The sequence below is a fragment of the Stenotrophomonas sp. STEN083 genome (assembly GCF_056759195.1).
In genome coordinates this window covers 126641-143505 of sequence record NZ_JBRRCU010000003.1, presented here as the reverse complement: position 1 = coordinate 143505, position 16865 = coordinate 126641, and the positions used below count along the sequence as shown (strand labels likewise).

The 16865-nt window shown below is 62.6% G+C and carries 11 protein-coding genes; 1 reads left to right on the top strand and 10 read right to left on the bottom strand.

The annotated features are described in order from the left end of the window. Nucleotides 1-133: 133 nt before the first annotated feature. The 4 genes from ACVOK8_RS02050 to ACVOK8_RS02035 all read right to left on the bottom strand — a co-directional run bounded on the left by ACVOK8_RS02050 (nt 134) and on the right by ACVOK8_RS02035 (nt 5955). Nucleotides 134-1948 carry a 2Fe-2S iron-sulfur cluster-binding protein gene (locus tag ACVOK8_RS02050; RefSeq protein ID WP_481565345.1) on the bottom strand — a complete coding sequence of 605 codons (1815 nt, stop codon included), beginning with the start codon at nt 1946-1948 and terminating at the stop codon, nt 134-136. Continuing rightward, a complete protein-coding gene (locus tag ACVOK8_RS02045; protein WP_481565344.1) occupies nt 1945-2637 on the bottom strand; it encodes a PepSY domain-containing protein in 693 nt (230 codons plus the stop codon). Before ACVOK8_RS02045 ends, ACVOK8_RS02050 begins: the two co-directional genes overlap by 4 nt. A gap of 57 nt (nt 2638-2694) precedes the next feature. Next, nucleotides 2695-5409 carry a TonB-dependent receptor gene (locus ACVOK8_RS02040; RefSeq protein ID WP_481565343.1) on the bottom strand — a complete coding sequence of 905 codons (2715 nt, stop codon included), beginning with the start codon at nt 5407-5409 and terminating at the stop codon, nt 2695-2697. Between the two features lie 96 nt (nt 5410-5505). Next, a complete protein-coding gene (locus ACVOK8_RS02035; protein ID WP_481565342.1) occupies nt 5506-5955 on the bottom strand; it encodes a CopL family metal-binding regulatory protein in 450 nt (149 codons plus the stop codon). Between the two features lie 393 nt (nt 5956-6348). On the opposite strand from ACVOK8_RS02035, the gene gloA reads away from it, so the two are divergent. Further along, nucleotides 6349-6876 (top strand): lactoylglutathione lyase, encoded by a 528-nt coding sequence (gene gloA / locus ACVOK8_RS02030; protein ID WP_481565341.1) that lies wholly within the window; start codon nt 6349-6351, stop codon nt 6874-6876. A gap of 309 nt (nt 6877-7185) precedes the next feature. On the opposite strand, the gene ACVOK8_RS02025 is transcribed toward gloA, so the two are convergent. The 6 genes from ACVOK8_RS02025 to ACVOK8_RS02000 all read right to left on the bottom strand — a co-directional run bounded on the left by ACVOK8_RS02025 (nt 7186) and on the right by ACVOK8_RS02000 (nt 16846). Next, entirely contained in the window at nt 7186-8340 is a 1155-nt protein-coding gene (locus ACVOK8_RS02025; RefSeq protein ID WP_481565340.1) for a Wadjet anti-phage system protein JetD domain-containing protein, read from the bottom strand. After that, entirely contained in the window at nt 8327-11638 is a 3312-nt protein-coding gene (locus ACVOK8_RS02020) for an ATP-binding protein (protein WP_481565339.1), read from the bottom strand. Before ACVOK8_RS02020 ends, ACVOK8_RS02025 begins: the two co-directional genes overlap by 14 nt. Next, nucleotides 11638-12318: a DUF4194 domain-containing protein gene (locus ACVOK8_RS02015; RefSeq protein ID WP_481565338.1), complete on the bottom strand. Its 681-nt coding sequence runs from the start codon at nt 12316-12318 to the stop codon at nt 11638-11640. Before ACVOK8_RS02015 ends, ACVOK8_RS02020 begins: the two co-directional genes overlap by 1 nt. A gap of 1 nt (nt 12319) precedes the next feature. Further along, a complete protein-coding gene (locus tag ACVOK8_RS02010; RefSeq protein ID WP_481565337.1) occupies nt 12320-13813 on the bottom strand; it encodes a DUF3375 domain-containing protein in 1494 nt (497 codons plus the stop codon). A 334-nt stretch (nt 13814-14147) separates the two neighbouring features. Beyond that, nucleotides 14148-15491 (bottom strand): M16 family metallopeptidase, encoded by a 1344-nt coding sequence (locus ACVOK8_RS02005; RefSeq protein WP_481565336.1) that lies wholly within the window; start codon nt 15489-15491, stop codon nt 14148-14150. Continuing rightward, nucleotides 15488-16846: a M16 family metallopeptidase gene (locus ACVOK8_RS02000; RefSeq protein ID WP_481565335.1), complete on the bottom strand. Its 1359-nt coding sequence runs from the start codon at nt 16844-16846 to the stop codon at nt 15488-15490. Before ACVOK8_RS02000 ends, ACVOK8_RS02005 begins: the two co-directional genes overlap by 4 nt. Nucleotides 16847-16865: the final 19 nt, after the last annotated feature.

The following is a 16865-nucleotide window of genomic DNA, read 5'->3' as shown; positions in this document are numbered from 1 at the left end:
GCCAAAGCCAAAGCCAGAGCCAGAGCCGAAGCCAAAGCCAGAGCCGAAGCAAAAGCAAAAGCAAAAGCAACAGCAACAGCAACAGCTGCAGATCTCTGACATCTGCAGCCGCAACAGCCAGACCCGAAACTACTCAGATTTTGAAGTCATCAAACGCAACCCGCTCATCCGCAACACCCAGCTTGCGCAGCAACTGCCTGGTCGCCGCCAACATCGCCGGTGGCCCACACAGATAGAACTCGCAACCCGCAAGATCCGGATGCTGCTTCAATAGATCTTCATGCATCGCCTCATGCACACGACGCGCGTCTGCCCCCTGCCCTGACCACACCGGATGCCAACTGAAGTTGGCATGCTCATGCGCCAGCTCCTGCATCTGCTCGACATACGGGCAATCGCGCTCGCCACGGGCGCCGTACCAATAGTGGATACGCTCGCCACCACCCTCATCCAGTCGCTGCTGGATCAGCGCACGTAGCGGCGCCATGCCCGCGCCAGCGCCAATGAAGATCTTCTCGCGCTCGCTGCCACTGAGTGCAAAGTCACCGAACGGCCCGCTGTAGCGGACACGGTCGCCCTCACGCAGCGTGTAGGCATAGGTCGAGCCCTTGCCCGGCGGATGCTTGCGGTTCTCCTGCCAGCCGGGGCTGAAGCGGACCAGCAGCACCAAGCCACCGTCGGCGTTCGACACCGGCGTTGCCAGCGAGTATGAGCGCCGTACCGCCGCCTTGTTCTGCAGGGTCGCGGGCAGGGACAGTGCCTTCCAGTCCTCGCCATGCTCGGCCGGGTACCACAACGCACTGCGCGGCAGCTCGTACTCGGGTACGTGCAGCTGCAGATAGCAGCCAGGCTGGAACTGTGCATCCGCGGCCTGCTCCGGGCGCAGATGGATCTCGCGCAGGAACGGCGTCACCGCGACGACCTTTTCGACGATTGCCCAGTGTTCGGTCCACAGGCTGGCGCCACCGGCCACTTCGATCTCGACGTCCTCATCCACCTGCAGATTGCAGGCCAGCCGACAGCCGACCTTACGCTTTGCTTCGGGCACGTGCGCACGATCGGCCGCGGTTGCCTTGCCCGCACCAGCACGCACCCGCACTTCGCACAGGCCACAGCTCTGGCCACCACCGCAATTGGAGGGAAGATTGATGCCTTCGCGCGCCAGTGCCACGTATACGCTGTCACCGCTGGCTACCTCGACCGTGCGCAGATGCGCGCCGCCCGGTGCATAGACCATCAGCTGCCTGCGCGAACGCCAGCGCCGCGGAATGAACTCCTGCAGGTGGAAACTGGCGATCAGCAACCACACACCGGTCAGCGCCAACCACAGGCCACCAATGCCCATGCCCACCACCAGCGGGTTGTTGAAGTCGACCCGGCTGCTGTAATCCATGATGTGCAACATCCAGAAGATGTCGAACAGCCGCCACGTCGCGTTGCGATGCTCCATCACCTGGCCACTGTGCGCGGACACGTAGATGCTGGTGTCCTGCGCATCGCTGAAGTCCACGCGCCACACCGGGTCCGGGTTGGCCCTGGTTTCCAGCGTCTTCTCCAGATACCGCGGCGCAGCGGCAACACCATCACCGGCATAAGCCGCCTGCGCGACATTCGCCGCGACGGCTGCGTCGATGCTGATGCGCTTTCCGTCACGGGCATCGATCACCTCGGTTCCTTCCGGCGACTGCAGGCGATACACCGGCGTTTGCAGCAACCAGCCACTGTCCAGCGTTGCCGCCTCACCCTTGGCTGCAGCGAGCGCCACACTTGGCGACACTGTCGCGGCCGGCCACGCAGGATTGGCGACAGCTGCTGCTTGCTGGGCGCTGCCTTCGATCTTGTCCGGATCGAGCAGGCTCATCATCAGGCCGCTGCCCAACCACACCACGAACTGCAGGCCGACGATCAGGCCAACCCACTTGTGCAGGGTCCGCATCCAGGGCGTCATGCGCTCCTCCGCTTGCCGAAGCTGTAGAACAACAACCAGATACCACTCAGTGCGAAAACCAAACCTACAATCGAGGCAACACGCAGCAAGGTGTTGTTGACGTCGGTGCGGTTCTCGTAATCCATGATGTGCAACATCCACACGAAGTCGAACACGCGCCACAGATCATGCCGGCGTGCCAGCAATTCACCGCTGTCCGGCGACAGGTACAACGTGGTGTCGCCGCGACCGCTGAAATGCACGGCCCACATTGGAACCGGGCGGGTCTTCACTTCCGACGGCGCGCGGGTGATCCACTCCACCCGCTCCACTTCGCCTTTGCCCTGATACAGCGACTGCGCCAGCGCGGTGGCCTGCTCGCGGTCCATCGGTGCCATGCGCTCGCCGCTGGCGGCGTCGACCAGATACTTCTGCTTGCCCTGGCGGATCTCATAGACCTCGCGCTCCAGCACATGCTTGAGCCGGAACGACTCCATCTGCGGGTAGCGCGTGGCCAGCACATCGGCGCCGACGCGCGCGGTCTGCGCCGGCAACGGCGTGCCATGCACGTGGGCCAGGTGGTCGCCATGGATCACGTCCAGCGGCACCACGGTCATGTAGACACCGCTGAGCATCCACAGCAGCGCCTGCACACCGATCACCAGACCGATCCATTTGTGGGCACGGCGTGCCCAGAATGCGGGTTTCATCAACATCGTCCTCGTTCAATGACGCGCCCCGCCGCAACTGCGACGGGGCGCATCCAATCACCAGCGGTAGCCGATGCGTGCGTACCAGCGGCGACCCAGCAGGTCGTAGGTCATCGTATCGGTGTTGGCATCGGTGTAGCTTTGGATGAACGGTGGCTTCTTGTCGAAGACATTGTCCAGGCCCAGCGATATATCCAGCGCCTTGCTCACCGCGTACTTGAGCTGGAGGTTGTGATAGAACACCGACGGCGCGTGGTCACCGATGGCACCGCGTGCCGCGATGAAGTCATCGGCACGGCCGATGTACTGCGTGCTCCAGGTGCCCGACCATTGATCGCGCGAGGCATTCATCGATACCAGGCCGCGCCACTTGGCGTAGCTACCGCGGCCGCCAGTGATCTTGCCGGCGTACTCGATCAGGTCGGCCCCCTCATACGGTCGCACGTCATAGCGCTGTAGATAGGACACATCAGCGCTGACGCTGGCATCGAAGCCTGCTGCCTTGAACTCATACAATGCGCCCAAGTCATAGCCAGTGACGTGCTCGTTGGCGGCATTGAGCGGCCGCGAGGACAGGAAATCCACCTCGCCAGTGCGTGGATCGCGGGTGAAGTTGCTGGCATCACAGAAGGGATGTACCAAACCCGGCGTTTCGTAGCACGCTTTCAACTTGGCAGAACCGTCGATGCGCTGGATCGCGTGCTTGATACGGATGTTGTAGTAGTCCAGCGTCAAGGTCAGACCGGACAGGAATTCAGGCGTCCACACCACGCCAGCGGTGAACGAGGTGGCGTCTTCCGGCGTCAGATCGGCATTGCCACCGGAGGTGGTGAGGATGGTATTGCCCGGCTGCACATAGCCAACCGGCACACCATAGGCCTGGCAGTTGGCACGGACCGTGGAGCCCGCCGGCAACGCCGACCAGTTGCTGCACGGATCGGTGGTGGTCAGATTGCCCTCGGCCACGCCGCCAAACAGTTCCGGGATGTTCGGGATGCGGAACGCTGTGGCATAGGTGCTACGTACTTTCAACGAGGGGTTGACCTGCCAATCCAGCCCGGCCTTGTAGTTGTAGTCACGACCGAACAGATCGTAGTCCGAGGCACGGCCAGCCAGATTCAAATACAGCGAATCTGCGATCACGTTGTCCTGCAGCAACGGAATAGCCAACTCTGCAAAGACTTCCTTGGCGGTGTATTCACCGGCAATCGGGTCCTGCTGATTGGTGTTGCCGATGCCCAGCACGGTCAGCGGATCGGGATTGCGCCAACCACGCTCCTTGCGCACTTCGACACCGGTGGCGAAGCCCACCCAGCCTGCAGGCAGCTCGAAGATCTGCCCACTGAGGTTGGCAGTGAAGCTCTTCTGCTCGTTGCCGCCGGTATCGCGCGAGCTATAGAGAATGTAGTCGAGCACTTCGCGACTGAGGTCGCCATGGCCCAGGTAGTCACCGCAGGGAATCGCTGCGCCCGGCACCGGGCTGCAGATGCTGCGGTCCAAGGTCTGGTCGACGCGGTCGAGATTGGCGACATTGTCCGAGCCGTCGACGCCGGTGTTGCGTCCCCAGTTCAAGGCAGCCGACCAATCCCAGCCGGTGCCGAACTGCCCTTTCACTCCAACCAGGCCACGAAAGGTATTCACCTCCTGCGAGAAGTGACGCGGGCCAGCCTCTTCAAGGCGCCGACGTTGCAACCACAGGTCCTGCCCGGTGGGGTTGGTCGGGTGGTCGGCGGCGATATTGATTCGACGGTAAACACCCAGACCGCCCGGCGCCGCGAGCTGGTCGGATTGCCGGTTGGTATACATCAGCTCGGTAAACACCGTGATGTTCTCGCTGAGCTGGCTGTCGCCGAACACGCTCATGCTGATCCGTTTGATCGGATTGACCGCGTTCAGCGTGGGGTTGCCGTTGTAATTGTGCTTGGCAGCCGAGTACGGCTCGTAGAAATCGCCGTTGCCACCCAGCACCTGGTTGAAGTTGACGCGGCTGCCATCGGCCAGCAGCGCGCGGCCGCCTACCGTGGTGGAACTGCCCGAGCACACCAGCTTGCCGTCCACTTCGGCAAGGCCGCAGGGCGCGCGTGAGGCCATGTTGACCGTGCCGCCTTCGGCATAGTTGATGCCGGCCATCAACGAGCCGCGATCGCTGGTGACGCCCCAAGCCAGATCCACTGCAGTTTCGTCGCCATCGCCACGCGTGGTCTGGCCGTAGCGCACTGCCGCCTCGGCGCCGTCGAATCCTTGTTTGGTGATGATGTTGACCACGCCCGCCACCGCATCGGCGCCATAGATGGCCGAGGCACCGTCCTTGAGCACTTCCACGCGCTCGATCAGCGACACCGGGATCATGTTCAGATCAACCGAACTGTTGGCGCCAGTTCCGCCATTGACGATGCGGCGACCGTTGAGCAACACCAGGGTGCGGTTGATGCCGAGGCCGCGCAGGTTGACCTGGGTGGTGCCGTAGCCATTCTCGGCCCAATAGGCATTGCTCTGGCTGCCGGCAAAACCGGCAGAGGCCGGCAGGCGCTGCAACAGCGTGTCCACCGAAGTGGCGCCGGAGCGTTCGATGGCCTGCGCGTCGATCACGCTGACCGGGCCTACACCCGACAACTGCGCGCGCTTGATGTGGCTGCCGGTGACCTGCACGGCATCCAGCGTGCGGGCGGCTTCATTCGGGGGCTGCGCGTCCTGCGCATTGGCGGTGTGGACGGCGCTGGCACACAACAGCGTGCCGATGGCCGCAGCCAAGGCTTGGGGCTTCAAATACATGTTCTCTCTCGCTGGGATTCTGTCTCGGGGCGATAGCCGCGGTCGCGGGTGCGAGCACGGTTCACTACTACGTCGTGGTGACGCGAGAACAACCGCTCAGGCGATGGGAGGTCGGAAGACGCGGGATAGCCTGCCCGCCGGTAATACCAGCGCCGGCAATGGCGTATCGGCCGCTACCGGCGGATGCGCACCGGCGAACAACAGCGCCGTCGCGGGGGGATAGATGGTGAACACGCACAGGCATTCGCAGCCGACGCTGTCAGCACAACTGCATTCATCGGCATGGCCGGCAGGCGACTTGCCGGTGTGCTCGTCGTGTCCGTCACCGTTTGAAGCAAGCGCTACCGATGCGCGTTGGACCAAGCCGCTTTTAACCGGATCACTTCGGACCGGATCACAGCTGGCGCTGGCCGCGCGGGTAATCCCCGCAACCGATGGAACCCCGTCCGCATGCAGCACCATGCGCGTGCTCGCCCATGCCCCGAGCACGCCTTCGACGGCGAGCACCAGCATCAGCAGCAACGGCAGGCACATACGGTAGGACATGAAGTTCCGGACAATTCCGTTATTTGTATATACATACAATGAATAACGCGAGCAGCGAAACCTTGTCAACCGCCGCTGGTCACGCCGTGGCTCCGTCCGTGGTGGCATCCCCTGCCAACAATCCGCGCAGCCCTTGCGCCAGCGTCACTTCCCAGCGCACATCAGGCAATGCATGTGCGCTTCATCAAAACCAGGGGAACAACGACTATCCTGCGACGCAGCATAGCCAGCGCGCGCGCAGCCGCCTAGCCACTGAAGGTATGCCGTTGATGATTTTTTGTATCGACGCATGCAAGCTGCGCTAGCGATTTCAAATGCAACTTTCTGCATGAGCATTGCGTTGCCGCAGCTGCACGTGTGCCCTCCCCCATTCATCGCAACAGGATAGATTTCATGAGCCTTCAAACCCTTGCTCAACAGCCCGGCGTCGCCGCCCAGGTACCGGCCGAAACCAACGGCTTCGTGTTCAACCACACCATGCTGCGGGTCAAGGACATCAAGGCCTCGCTGGATTTCTACACACGCGTGCTCGGCTTCCAGCTGATCGACCAGCGCGATTTCGCCGAAGCGCAGTTCAGCCTGTACTTCCTGGCCTACGTGCCGGCCGGCGTGCAGGTGCCGCAGGAGGATGCCGAGCGCCGCCTGTGGATGGCCGGCATTCCCGGCGTGCTGGAACTCACCCACAACCATGGCACCGAGAACCAGGAAGGCCCGGTCTACCACGACGGCAACAGCGACCCGCGTGGCTTCGGCCATATCTGCGTGTCGGTGCCGGAACTGGAAGCAGCGTGTGCGCGTTTCGAGGAACTCGGCGTGCCGTTCCAGAAGCGCCTGAGCGATGGCCGCATGAAGAGCCTGGCCTTCATCAAGGACCCGGACGGCTATTGGGTGGAGATCATTTCCAATACCGTGAAACCGTGAGTTGACGCTTCTCCGCTAAGGAAACGCGCCGGCAATGCCGGCGCTTTTCATGAGGACGGAGCATTGCAAGGCTCTTTGTGGGAGCGGCGCTGGGTGGCCTCGGGCCATAAGCCGCGAAGCCCGTCCATCATCCGATGGCACAAGCAACCGGAACCTCAGCAACTTCAGCTTAGCGGCTCACACTGCTACCAGTCTGTGCCAGACCCATCGCACCAACGCGTGCAGACTCCTGCCACATGCCCCTTGGAGGCGCGCAGAACGCTCGTGAATCGATGGGCGTCCCGCTGCATATCTCTCATCGTTCTCGTTTCACTCTCGACCTTGCCCAGCCCAGCGCTGCAAGGCTGCAACCACCGTCTGCCGTGGCAGAAATTCCTGCTCGATCCTTCCCTTCTCCCGGCACTGCAGATAACGTAGAAAAAACGCTTCGGCGGGCTCCAAGCCCAACAACACTGCCGCGTCGACCGGCGTAGGTTCAACCACAGCCAACTCGTTGGCATATTGCTCAAACAGCGATGTGTTCATCAGCAAAGGCTGCAACTGGGGACAGTAGTGGCGAGCCTGGGCCAGCATCTTCAGCCCCCAGCTGTCCATGTCACCCCAGTAGCCCACCTGTCGCTGCTGCAACCAAGGTGCTGCAAGCCACCCAAGATCAAGACCTGCGCCCAGCACTGCGATGGTTCCGTGCAGCGTAGGCAGCAAGTGCAGGCAGCGCTCGTTCTCTATCACCAACACCCGTTCACCGGGCAATGGTTTGATCATCAGTTCACGTGCCCGTACGCGCTGCTGCTGGAAAGGCAACAACCCTTCCACCAATGGCACCACCAGCAACCAATGCTCGGCTTCATCGGCTGCTTCCAGAAAGCCCGCCAAACCCTGCGCCGATACCTGACCATCAAACCGCAGGTCCGCCAATGCAGTGACCAATGCGCGGTTGCGCTCAATGAACTTGCTGTCGATGCCAGCACGCGCCAAGCCGCGGAGCGGCGCTCCTTGCGCCAACCCTGGCTCCAATTCCATCACCAGCGCGGCAGCTTGAACTACTTCCTGCTCGGGACGACCGCGCCATAGACCACGCTGCCTGACCAACAAGCGGTGAAACTGCTGTGGCGTCTGCGCAAGCAGACCCTGCAGCACCGCTTGCTCGTGCTGCACCTCAATGTCCGCACTCGCCAATGCCCATTGCAAAGCGTCGTGCAGCACCCAGTAGCGCGGCAACTGCACCACGCTGGCACCACTGCGGTAGCTCTCGCTCCGCCACTCCACATCGCCAAGCGTGACTGCACGCCATGACGCCACCAGCTCGCGCAGGCGTGCGGTGTCGTGGGTGAACATTGCCGCTGTTGGACGCCCGATAGGCAGGCGCAGCGGCCAGACCTGCGGGTCCAGCAAACGCTGCTGGCGATGCGTCGCGTCCTGCCATTGACGCGCAAGCAGGCGCGCCAGCTGCTCAGGTGACTTCAACGCGCGCCTCCCGCCGTTGCACGCGCTCCTGCGCGTAGGCATCAAGCTCCTCCCAGCTCAGTGAAGTGATCGTGGCATGGGCGTTGCGGCTATGTACGACGATGGCCGAGCGCGTGTGCTCACGCAGCAGGCGCAGCTCCTTGTTGGGTGTGACAAACAACGGGTGCAGACCAAATTCAGCCAAGGCACGGATGATGCGTGCCGCCACAGCCTGCGAACTCTTCGAGAACGCCTCGTCCAGCACGATGGTGGCGAACAACGGCCTGGCCGCGCCAGGTGGACACAAGGCATAGCTCAACGACGCGGTGAGCACATAGCTGGCGATGATCTCCTTCTCGCCACCACTGCCGCCTTGCGAGCTTGTGCGCTTCTCGATGATCCTGCCGCTGCCGCGCTCGATCACCAGCACCGAAAACTGCAGACGATGACGTGGGTCAAGCAACGCCAACGCCGCCAGGGTCTTGCGCCGGTCCACGGCCTCACGCAACAGGCTCACCAAACCGGTCAGCGCCCGGTAGTGGCTTTCGCCAAGATCATCCATGAGCTGGGCCGAGCGCAACTGCGCCCTGGCCTTGCGCAGGGTATTCAGGCTTTCATGCTCCACCCGCTGCGGTTCCAGCCGCAGATAGCGACCCGGCTGGAAATCCACCCGCTCCAGCGTCGCATCCAGATCGGCAATACGCTCCTCGATGACGGCTACTTCGTTGTCCACGTCGTTGAGCAGCTGCACCACGCCCTGATCCGAGGATTGATTGAGATAGTTCTGGAAGCGCCCGAACTTGTCCGGCAGCGCTTCCTCTTCAAGCACCCGCAGGCGTTCTAGGTACTCCGGCACGTCCAGCAGATCGCTACCAGCCTCGACCAAGGCGCCGGTGTCAAGCTGTTTGGCATCCTTCATATCGGCTACAAGGCGCTTTTCGATCTTTCCACGCTGGCTGGTAGCCGCGTCCAGACGCAGCTGCAGCTCGTCGCTGCGGCGCCGCTCTACCTCGTCGAAATCCTCCAGCGCAAGCTCCTCGAGTTTTCCGAAATGCGTGCTTGCCAGCGCCTGTGCCGTTGCATCCAGACCAACACCAAGACGAAGCAACAGCCGTTCCACTCTGTGCGCGGCATCGAGCTGTTGCCGCTCCAGAACCTTGGCCTCGGTGAGGAGGCGAACCTCTTCATCGCGCAGCAACTTCAAACCGGCTGTCGTCTCGTGCCAGCGACGTTCGGCTGCGGCCAGGTCCGAGCTTGGCGAAGTGAGCCGGTCCAGCACTGCCTGTTGCCTGGCCAACTCCATCTGCGTACTGGGCAGGTCGATGTCATCGAACACGATCTTTGCAAGCACATCCAGCAACCGCAGGCTGTTGGCCAAAGCTTCGGTCTGTGCCTGTGCATCGGCTTCTTCCCTGCGGGCGTTCGCCAATTGCTCCTGCAGCTGTTCGAGTTGCCTCTCCAGTTCGGCGATCTGGTCGCGGTTGTCGAACCCCGTCATCCAGCCCTGTTGCAACGGCGTCTGGTCGTCCTTGTCGAAGAAGCTGCGACGGCTGGACATCAAGCCCTGCGCCGTCATCGCGTAGGGCATCTGTCGCAACGTCGCGGCATCCTCGACGCAATGCCGATCCATACCGGACAGCAGCCGCTTGAGCGCTTCGCGTAGCGGATGCGCCTTGAAGTTGAGCTTGCGGGTGAAGCCATCATCGAAGAAGGACACCGGCTCCGCCTTCAAATCAACCTCATGCAGACGTACGCGCAGCCGGTTGTCACGCGTGTTGATCCAATCCAGCGCGACGCCAATGCGCTCCGGGTGAACCAGCAGTCGCAAGCGTTCCCCGCCCATCGCGCGCTCAATGGCACCGCGCCAGTGCTTCTGCTCCGGCTTGACCTCGACCAGCTCGGCCACGAAAGGAACATCCTCTTCATTCACCCCGAGATGCGCGGCCAGGCCGCGTCGGAAGTCCTGCTGCGGCAGTGGAATATTGGAACCCGGGCGTTGCCGGATACCCGCCAAAGCGCCCCGTAGCTCAGCGTCGCTCTGTTCCAGCGCCGCACGCGCGGAGCCGCACTCCCACGCCTTCTGCCGCTGCTGCGTGTGTCCAGCTTCGTGAACACTGCGCAATGGAACCGCCTTCGCCTGATTGGCGTGCAGGGCACTGGCGGTCAGGCTCTCATCCATGGCCAATGCCCGCGCCATTCGCTGATAGTCATCGGCACCGCGGCTGCGACTGGCCAGCAATGATTGCTGTATCTGGATCAGCTCCCGCTGCCGCTGGACGTCACCACCTCCCGCCCTCAGATAGCCGGCCTGGGCATCACTTTCCGCTTTCTGTGCTTGCGCCACCTGCCTCCCGGTATCGCTCACTGCAGCTTCGAGACTGCTTGCGCGGGACTGCAACTCCGTCCCACGCGCTCGCCAACGGGTGGCGGCCTGCTGCGCGAACCAGACCGGAAGCATCACCTTCAAGCCGCTCAGTTCCTCCACCACGGCACATTGCTTCTGGTGCTCCAGCCAACCACTGGCGACGGGCAGCAGCGCATCACGTTGCCTTCTTGCAGTCTCCAGCTCCTGGCGGATTCCAACCAAGGTGTCGAACTCTTCCACGACAGCTTTGGCGCTCTCGAATGCCGAGCGATCGTCAAGTACCAACTCACGAAAAACGCTGTCGATGCTGTTGAGCTGTTTGAGACCAGCAGCGCGGTTGAGCAGGGAAAAAGCGTTCTCGCCGACCTCGAAATGGGTCCGCAACCTGGCCAGATAGGCCTGTTTCGCTTCGTAGACTTTTACCCCTGCATGCTGGCGTTCAAGGTCCTTGAGCCCGCGCGACCGATTGTCCAGGTGCGCTTCCAACCAGTGTTCGATATCCAAAGCATCCGTCTGGCAGAACAACCAACGCCGCTTCAGATCCGTCAGCGCCGAACTGCTGCCTTCAAACCAGAACACAGCACCGATGCGCAGTACCGATTCACCATCGCTGAAGCGCGCCGAGATGGCGGTAACGACTGCACCGGGACGGCTGATATGCTCGTTTCCAACACCATCGTTGCCGGCGCCGGAAACGCCCCGCACATAGGACACCAGATCACGGTCACTTTCATGCCCGCCGGTGGAGGCCAGGTTGTAGCGCGGGTTGGCCACCAACAGCGTCATCAGGGCATCGACCAAGGTGGTTTTGCCGCTACCCGTAGGGCCGATGATGGCGGTGCCTTGCAGATCGATCGTCGCGCTGTGCCGTCCGCCAAACGCGCCCCAATCGTAGACATCGAGCCGGGTCAGGACGTGGCTGGCCACGGCCGATGAGGATTTGGACTTTCCCATCATTCGCCCTCCTGCGCAGCATCCGTCTGCCCGCCCGCAGCCGCCTGCAACGCCTGCACCAGGTTGGTCAGATTCTCGGGGTTGGCCAGGTGGGCAATGATGGGCCGTATCGTCACCCGCTCCTGCTGATCCACATCGGAAACAATGCCATGCACCTTGAGCTGTTCCAGCAGGCCGAGCAGGCGCTTTCGCTCCTGGGCATCACTACCCATGTCGCCCAGGTAGGCCTGCAGGTGCGACTGCAGGTCTTCCAGTGCGACCTCGGCGTCCACCGCGCCCAGACCAGACTCCACTTCATGGGCGACAAACTGCTGGCGCAGGATCGCGACCAGCAGGGACTGCTCCAAGGTCAGCCGCTGCCGTCGCACCAACGGATGTGACCATTCATCCTCTTCCTGCTGCATGCCGGCAGCGACCACCAGAAATGCCAGGCCACGAACATCATCAATGCGCAGCGCCAGGCCCAGCCACGCCAGCACCATCCCCACCTCCTGCGTGTACAGCAGGGCATTGCGGTACAGATTGGGCTTGCTAGCCTGCTCTAGCAGGCCGTACTTCATCAGTTCCAGGACCGTCGCACGCACGACGTCTGGAACCGACATGGCCGTTCCATCTGCTGGTGCTGCTGCTGCGACGAAGTCATTGTCCACTTCACCCTTGTCAGTACTGTCCGTATTCATCTCAAGGTTCCCAAGTGAAGTTTTCAAAGGCTGCCGGGTGCAAGGTAATCAGCGGTACGTGGAAGCGCAGGCGGCGATCATCGCGGGTGGTCATCTCCAGGCTTTCCTGCACCTCACCTACCTCGCATCCAACCTCACGCGCCATGCCCAACCAGACCGCGATCGATTCAAGATCATGGCTGGGCGGAAAGCGTTGGGCCAGCTGCGCGAGGCTGACTGGAGTTGCGCTGCTGCGTATGGCTTCAATGCTGTCGCGCACCAGCGCGTCGCGATCAAGGCTGTCCAACGATGTCCAGAAGTCATCATCAATCTGTTCGATATCACCAGTCCTGCGCTGCAGGTCCAGCTCACGCATCAACTGCTGGTCCAGCGACTTGAAACGCAGCCGTTCCACCAATGGCAGCCCGGCACAAGCAATTGCCAAGGGCGGTAGACACGATGGCTGCCGACGCAACGCAGCCTGACTCCAGTCCAGTTGCTGGGCATGGCGGAAAACCTCATTGAGCAGCTGCCCAACCCGATGATGCTCGGCGGCCAGACCTGTACGCAGGAAGCTGCGCACGTCCCTTTCACTGCGCGAGCGAGTGCGGATGACCGAGGCCGACTCTTTGACCAGACGCATCACCAGCCAGCGCAGGTCTGTCTGCTGCACCGGATTCAACGCCTCGCGCGCCTGTGAATGCCGCAGGATGATACGCAGGCGCCGTTTCATCGCCTCCAGCTCCACTTCCTGCTGGAGCTGCTGGTGGAAGGCGGTGAACACCTGCCCCTCCGGCGTCTGCAACAGTTGATCGTGGCCGTCTAGCAAAGTATCTACGATGGCGCCCCGATGGTGCCCCTCATTCACCATCGCGTGGCGTAGACCAAGATCAGCCTCCCGCCAGGAATCTTCGACTCGACGGAAGTCCGCACGCAGGCTGTTGGCCAGCGCATAGAGCTCGCGTATTCCTTCATTTGCCTCGCGCGCATCCGCCACCTCGACATGTCCGGCTTCAGCCTCCTGCAACTGCAGCTGCAACTCGGATATCTGTCGGCGCAGCTGTGCGGCCCGGCTCTCTGGATCCGGATTCAACCGTGATTCCAGACGCTCGATTTCGCGTTGTACCAACGCCAGCCGCGAGGCGGTCGAGGTCATGATCCGCCCATCCAACGACTCAACAAAGCGCTGCGCGGTCTCCAGCGCGTCGGTGGCATAAAGCCGCCCTTCGCGTTCGATCACCAAGCCTCTGCGTATCCAGGCGCGCAGCTCTTTACGGGCGAGCACCTGAGGATCGCCGCTGATCTCGAATTCGTCAAAACCAGCATATTCGGCTAGCAACTCAGCCAGCAGCTGCTGCGCCTGCTCATGCTCCACGCCGTCCTGACTGCGCTCCAACAACTCCCTCAAACAGGCCAATACCAATGGCGCGCGGCGCCAAGCCAACAACTGCCAAGCAGGATGCTGCTGCCGGGCACGCAGGTAAATTCGCGTTCGCTCGTAGACGTTCCTGTCCATTACCCTCGCGCGTTGCCATTTATCAGGCTGTCGCCACCAGCGACAATGGTAGCCGCATATTAGCAACGGCGAATGCCCCGCTTACGCAACGCGGCAGGGTGCAAGAAATCGGCAAGACCTGCCTGTGCCCGCAGCATTGATCGTCTGGTCGAGCCTTCCCGCCTGATCAATAGGCCAAGCCTGGGTGCCCGGGGCTATCAACGCCAAGGCTTGACCGATCGGCAGCGCATGCCATTGCGCCACACGGCAGCCAGCGAAGGTCGCGGCGCCCTGAACAACAAACGCCGGCGTAAGCCGGCGTTTGTTGGTGTCGAACCACTTGGCAGAGATCGACTTACTTGCTGAAGGTGCCGGCCTTGACCAGCACCATCTTCTGCGGGTCCACATATTTGCGGATCGCACCGTTGACCTGCTCCAGCGTCACCGACTGGATTGCCTGCGGGTAGTTGTCCAGCCAGGCCAGGCCCACACCGCGCTCAACCGCACCGATGATCGCCGCCGACATGCCGTCGGTATTGCCCAGGCCGACCTGGTAGCTGCCGACCATCGCCTGCTTGCGTGCATCCAGCTCTGCGGCAGTGATGCCATCCTTCCACCAGCGCTGCAGTTCGCGGCGGGTGCTGGCAATGCCCTTGTCCATCAGCTCCGGTGCGAAGGTCGTGCTGATACCCAGGCCGCCGTCCATGTAATCGCTGCCCAGCAGGTTGCCGCCAATGCCGTAGGTCAGGCCTTCCTTGGCGCGCACCGCCGCCATCAGCCGGCCGGTGAAGCCCGAACCCAACACATCCACGCCCACCGTCATCGGCAGGTAGTCAGCATCGGTGTAGCGCAGGCCGGTCGACTGGCCCAGGAACACGCTGACGCTGGCCTTGTCCTTCATCGCGATGTTGTGCTCGGCGGCCTTGGCCGGCAGCCGTGCTGGTGCATCACGCAGATAATCCACGCCGCCGCTCCAGCCGTTGAAGCCGTGTGCCACCGCGGTTTCAATCGCCTTTGCGTCAACGTCACCGGCAAATACCAGGGTCATGTGCGCCGGGCCGTAGTACTTGGCGTGGAAAGCCTTGATCTGCTCCAGCGTTACCTGCGGCACGGCCTTGAGCATGGCTTCGCGCGGTGCCGGTGCGTTGATGCTGGCTGCCGGGAAGATGCTCAGCATCAGTGTTTCACGGGCCATCGCGCCGGGGTTGTCACTGGCCTGGCGCAGTGCCGCTTCCAGCTGCACCTTGGCCTTGGCCAACTCTTCGGCGGTGAAGGCCGGCTGACGTAACTGCTCGGCGAGCAGGTCGAGCACGGTCGGCAGGTCCTGCTTCAGGCTCTTGCCGTAGATGCCGATGCGCGCGGCGCTGGGGCTGAAGGACAGCTGCGCACCGATGCCATCGAGGGTATCGGAAATGGCGAACTTGTCGCGGCGAGTGGTACCGGCTTCCAGCAGCATGGCTGTCAGCGTCGGCACCGCCGGGTTGTCGGCCTTGGCGGTGAGGAAGGCATCACCCAGCGGCATCGAGCCGGTGAAGGTGACCACGTCCTTGACCCCCATCGGGTAGACGATCAGGTCGATGCCGGCGGCCTTGGCGTGCACGGCGGTGTCGGCAACGCCGGCCTGTGCGGCGAATGCGGCAAGGCTGGACAGTGCAGCCAGTGCCAGCGGAATCAGTCGAATGCGTTTTGCGTTGTTCACTTGCTGCTCTCCGGCACGAACCAGCCAACCGTGCTCTGCTCTGCGGTGAAATACGTGCCGGCGACGCGCTGCACGTCGGCCGGGGTGACCTTCTCAAGATCCTTCAAGGCGCTGGAATACAGGGTCCAATCGCCCATCGCGATGAATTCGTTGAGCGCATCGGCGGCCTGGTCGGTGCCATCGCGGCGATAGGCTTCCTCGGCGCGGTACGGGCCGAGCACGCGCTTGATCTCCTCGACGCTGACGCCGTCGCGGGCCACCTTGGCGATCTCGTCGCGGACGATCGTTTCGATCTCTTCGTGCTTGCTGTCCGGGGCCAGCGCCACGCTCAGCATGAACAGGCTGGGATCGCGCTGCTGGTACATGCCGCCCGATACCGCCACCGCCTTGCTGGTGTCCACCAACGCACGCTGCAGGCGGGCGCTGCGGCCACCCTGCAACACCAGCTCCAGCACGTTCAATGCCGGAATGTCCTTGTCCAGGCCGGCCGGGGCCTTGTACGCCATCATCACCGTGCCGGTTTCGCCGCCGCGACGCAGCGTCACCCGACGCTCGCCCTGCTGCTCCGGCTCGGTGGTGTAGACCTCGGGAATGGCATGCGGCGAGCGCGGCACCTTGCCGAACTTGTCGCCGATGCTGGCCAGTACCTTGGCGCTGTCGATATCGCCGACCACGGTGACGGTGGCGTTGTTCGGCCAGTAGAAGGTGTCGTAGAACTCACGCAGCTTCTCGATGGACACCTTCTCGATGTCGCTGCGCCAGCCAATCACCGGGTGGTGGTACGGATGGGCGCTGAAGGCGGTCGCCCACATCAGCTTCATCAAGGCGCCGTTGGGATTGTTCTCGTTGCGCTCGTACTCGTTGCGCACCACGGTCATTTCGCTCTGGCGGTCTTTCTCGCGCAGCAGCAGGCCGCGCATGCGGTCCGCTTCGATGGCGATGTAACCGTCCAGCGCAGCCGGCGGCAGCGTGGCGTAGTAGTTGGTTCGGTCCAGCGAGGTGGTGGCGTTGAAGCCGGCACCGACGCGGTCCAGGTAGGTGTCGACGTTGTTCTCGCCGTCGAAGTTGGTGCTGCCCATGAACATCAGGTGCTCGAGCAGGTGGGTCCCGCCGGTGGTGCCGGTCACCTCGTTGCGTGAACCGACCCGGTAGGTCATCTGGAAGGTCACCACCGGTGCGGCGTGGTTGGGCAGCAGCAGGACGCTCAAACCGTTGGCGTCGAGCCGGTACTCGTCGATGCCATCAGCGGATTTGACGTAGGTGAAGCCATTGACCTTGACCGGCTCGGCCGAGGCAGCAGCAGCTGCCATCAAGCCCAGCGCAAGGCCGGCGCACAACAGGCGTTGCGAAATCATGCGTTGCGTTCTCTCTAGA

Excerpts from the sequence above, each read along its gene's own strand:
- ACVOK8_RS02050 (WP_481565345.1), bottom strand. The coding sequence starts at position 1,948 with ATGACGCCCTGGATGCGGACCCTGCACAAGTGGGTTGGCCTGATCGTC.
- ACVOK8_RS02040 (WP_481565343.1), bottom strand. The coding sequence starts at position 5,409 with ATGTATTTGAAGCCCCAAGCCTTGGCTGCGGCCATCGGCACGCTGTTG.
- ACVOK8_RS02035 (WP_481565342.1), bottom strand. The coding sequence starts at position 5,955 with ATGTCCTACCGTATGTGCCTGCCGTTGCTGCTGATGCTGGTGCTCGCC.
- ACVOK8_RS02010 (WP_481565337.1), bottom strand. The coding sequence starts at position 13,813 with ATGGACAGGAACGTCTACGAGCGAACGCGAATTTACCTGCGTGCCCGG.
- ACVOK8_RS02000 (WP_481565335.1), bottom strand. The coding sequence starts at position 16,846 with ATGATTTCGCAACGCCTGTTGTGCGCCGGCCTTGCGCTGGGCTTGATG.
- ACVOK8_RS02020 (WP_481565339.1), bottom strand. The coding sequence starts at position 11,638 with ATGGGAAAGTCCAAATCCTCATCGGCCGTGGCCAGCCACGTCCTGACC.
- gloA (WP_481565341.1), top strand. The coding sequence starts at position 6,349 with ATGAGCCTTCAAACCCTTGCTCAACAGCCCGGCGTCGCCGCCCAGGTA.
- ACVOK8_RS02045 (WP_481565344.1), bottom strand. The coding sequence starts at position 2,637 with ATGAAACCCGCATTCTGGGCACGCCGTGCCCACAAATGGATCGGTCTG.
- ACVOK8_RS02015 (WP_481565338.1), bottom strand. The coding sequence starts at position 12,318 with ATGAATACGGACAGTACTGACAAGGGTGAAGTGGACAATGACTTCGTC.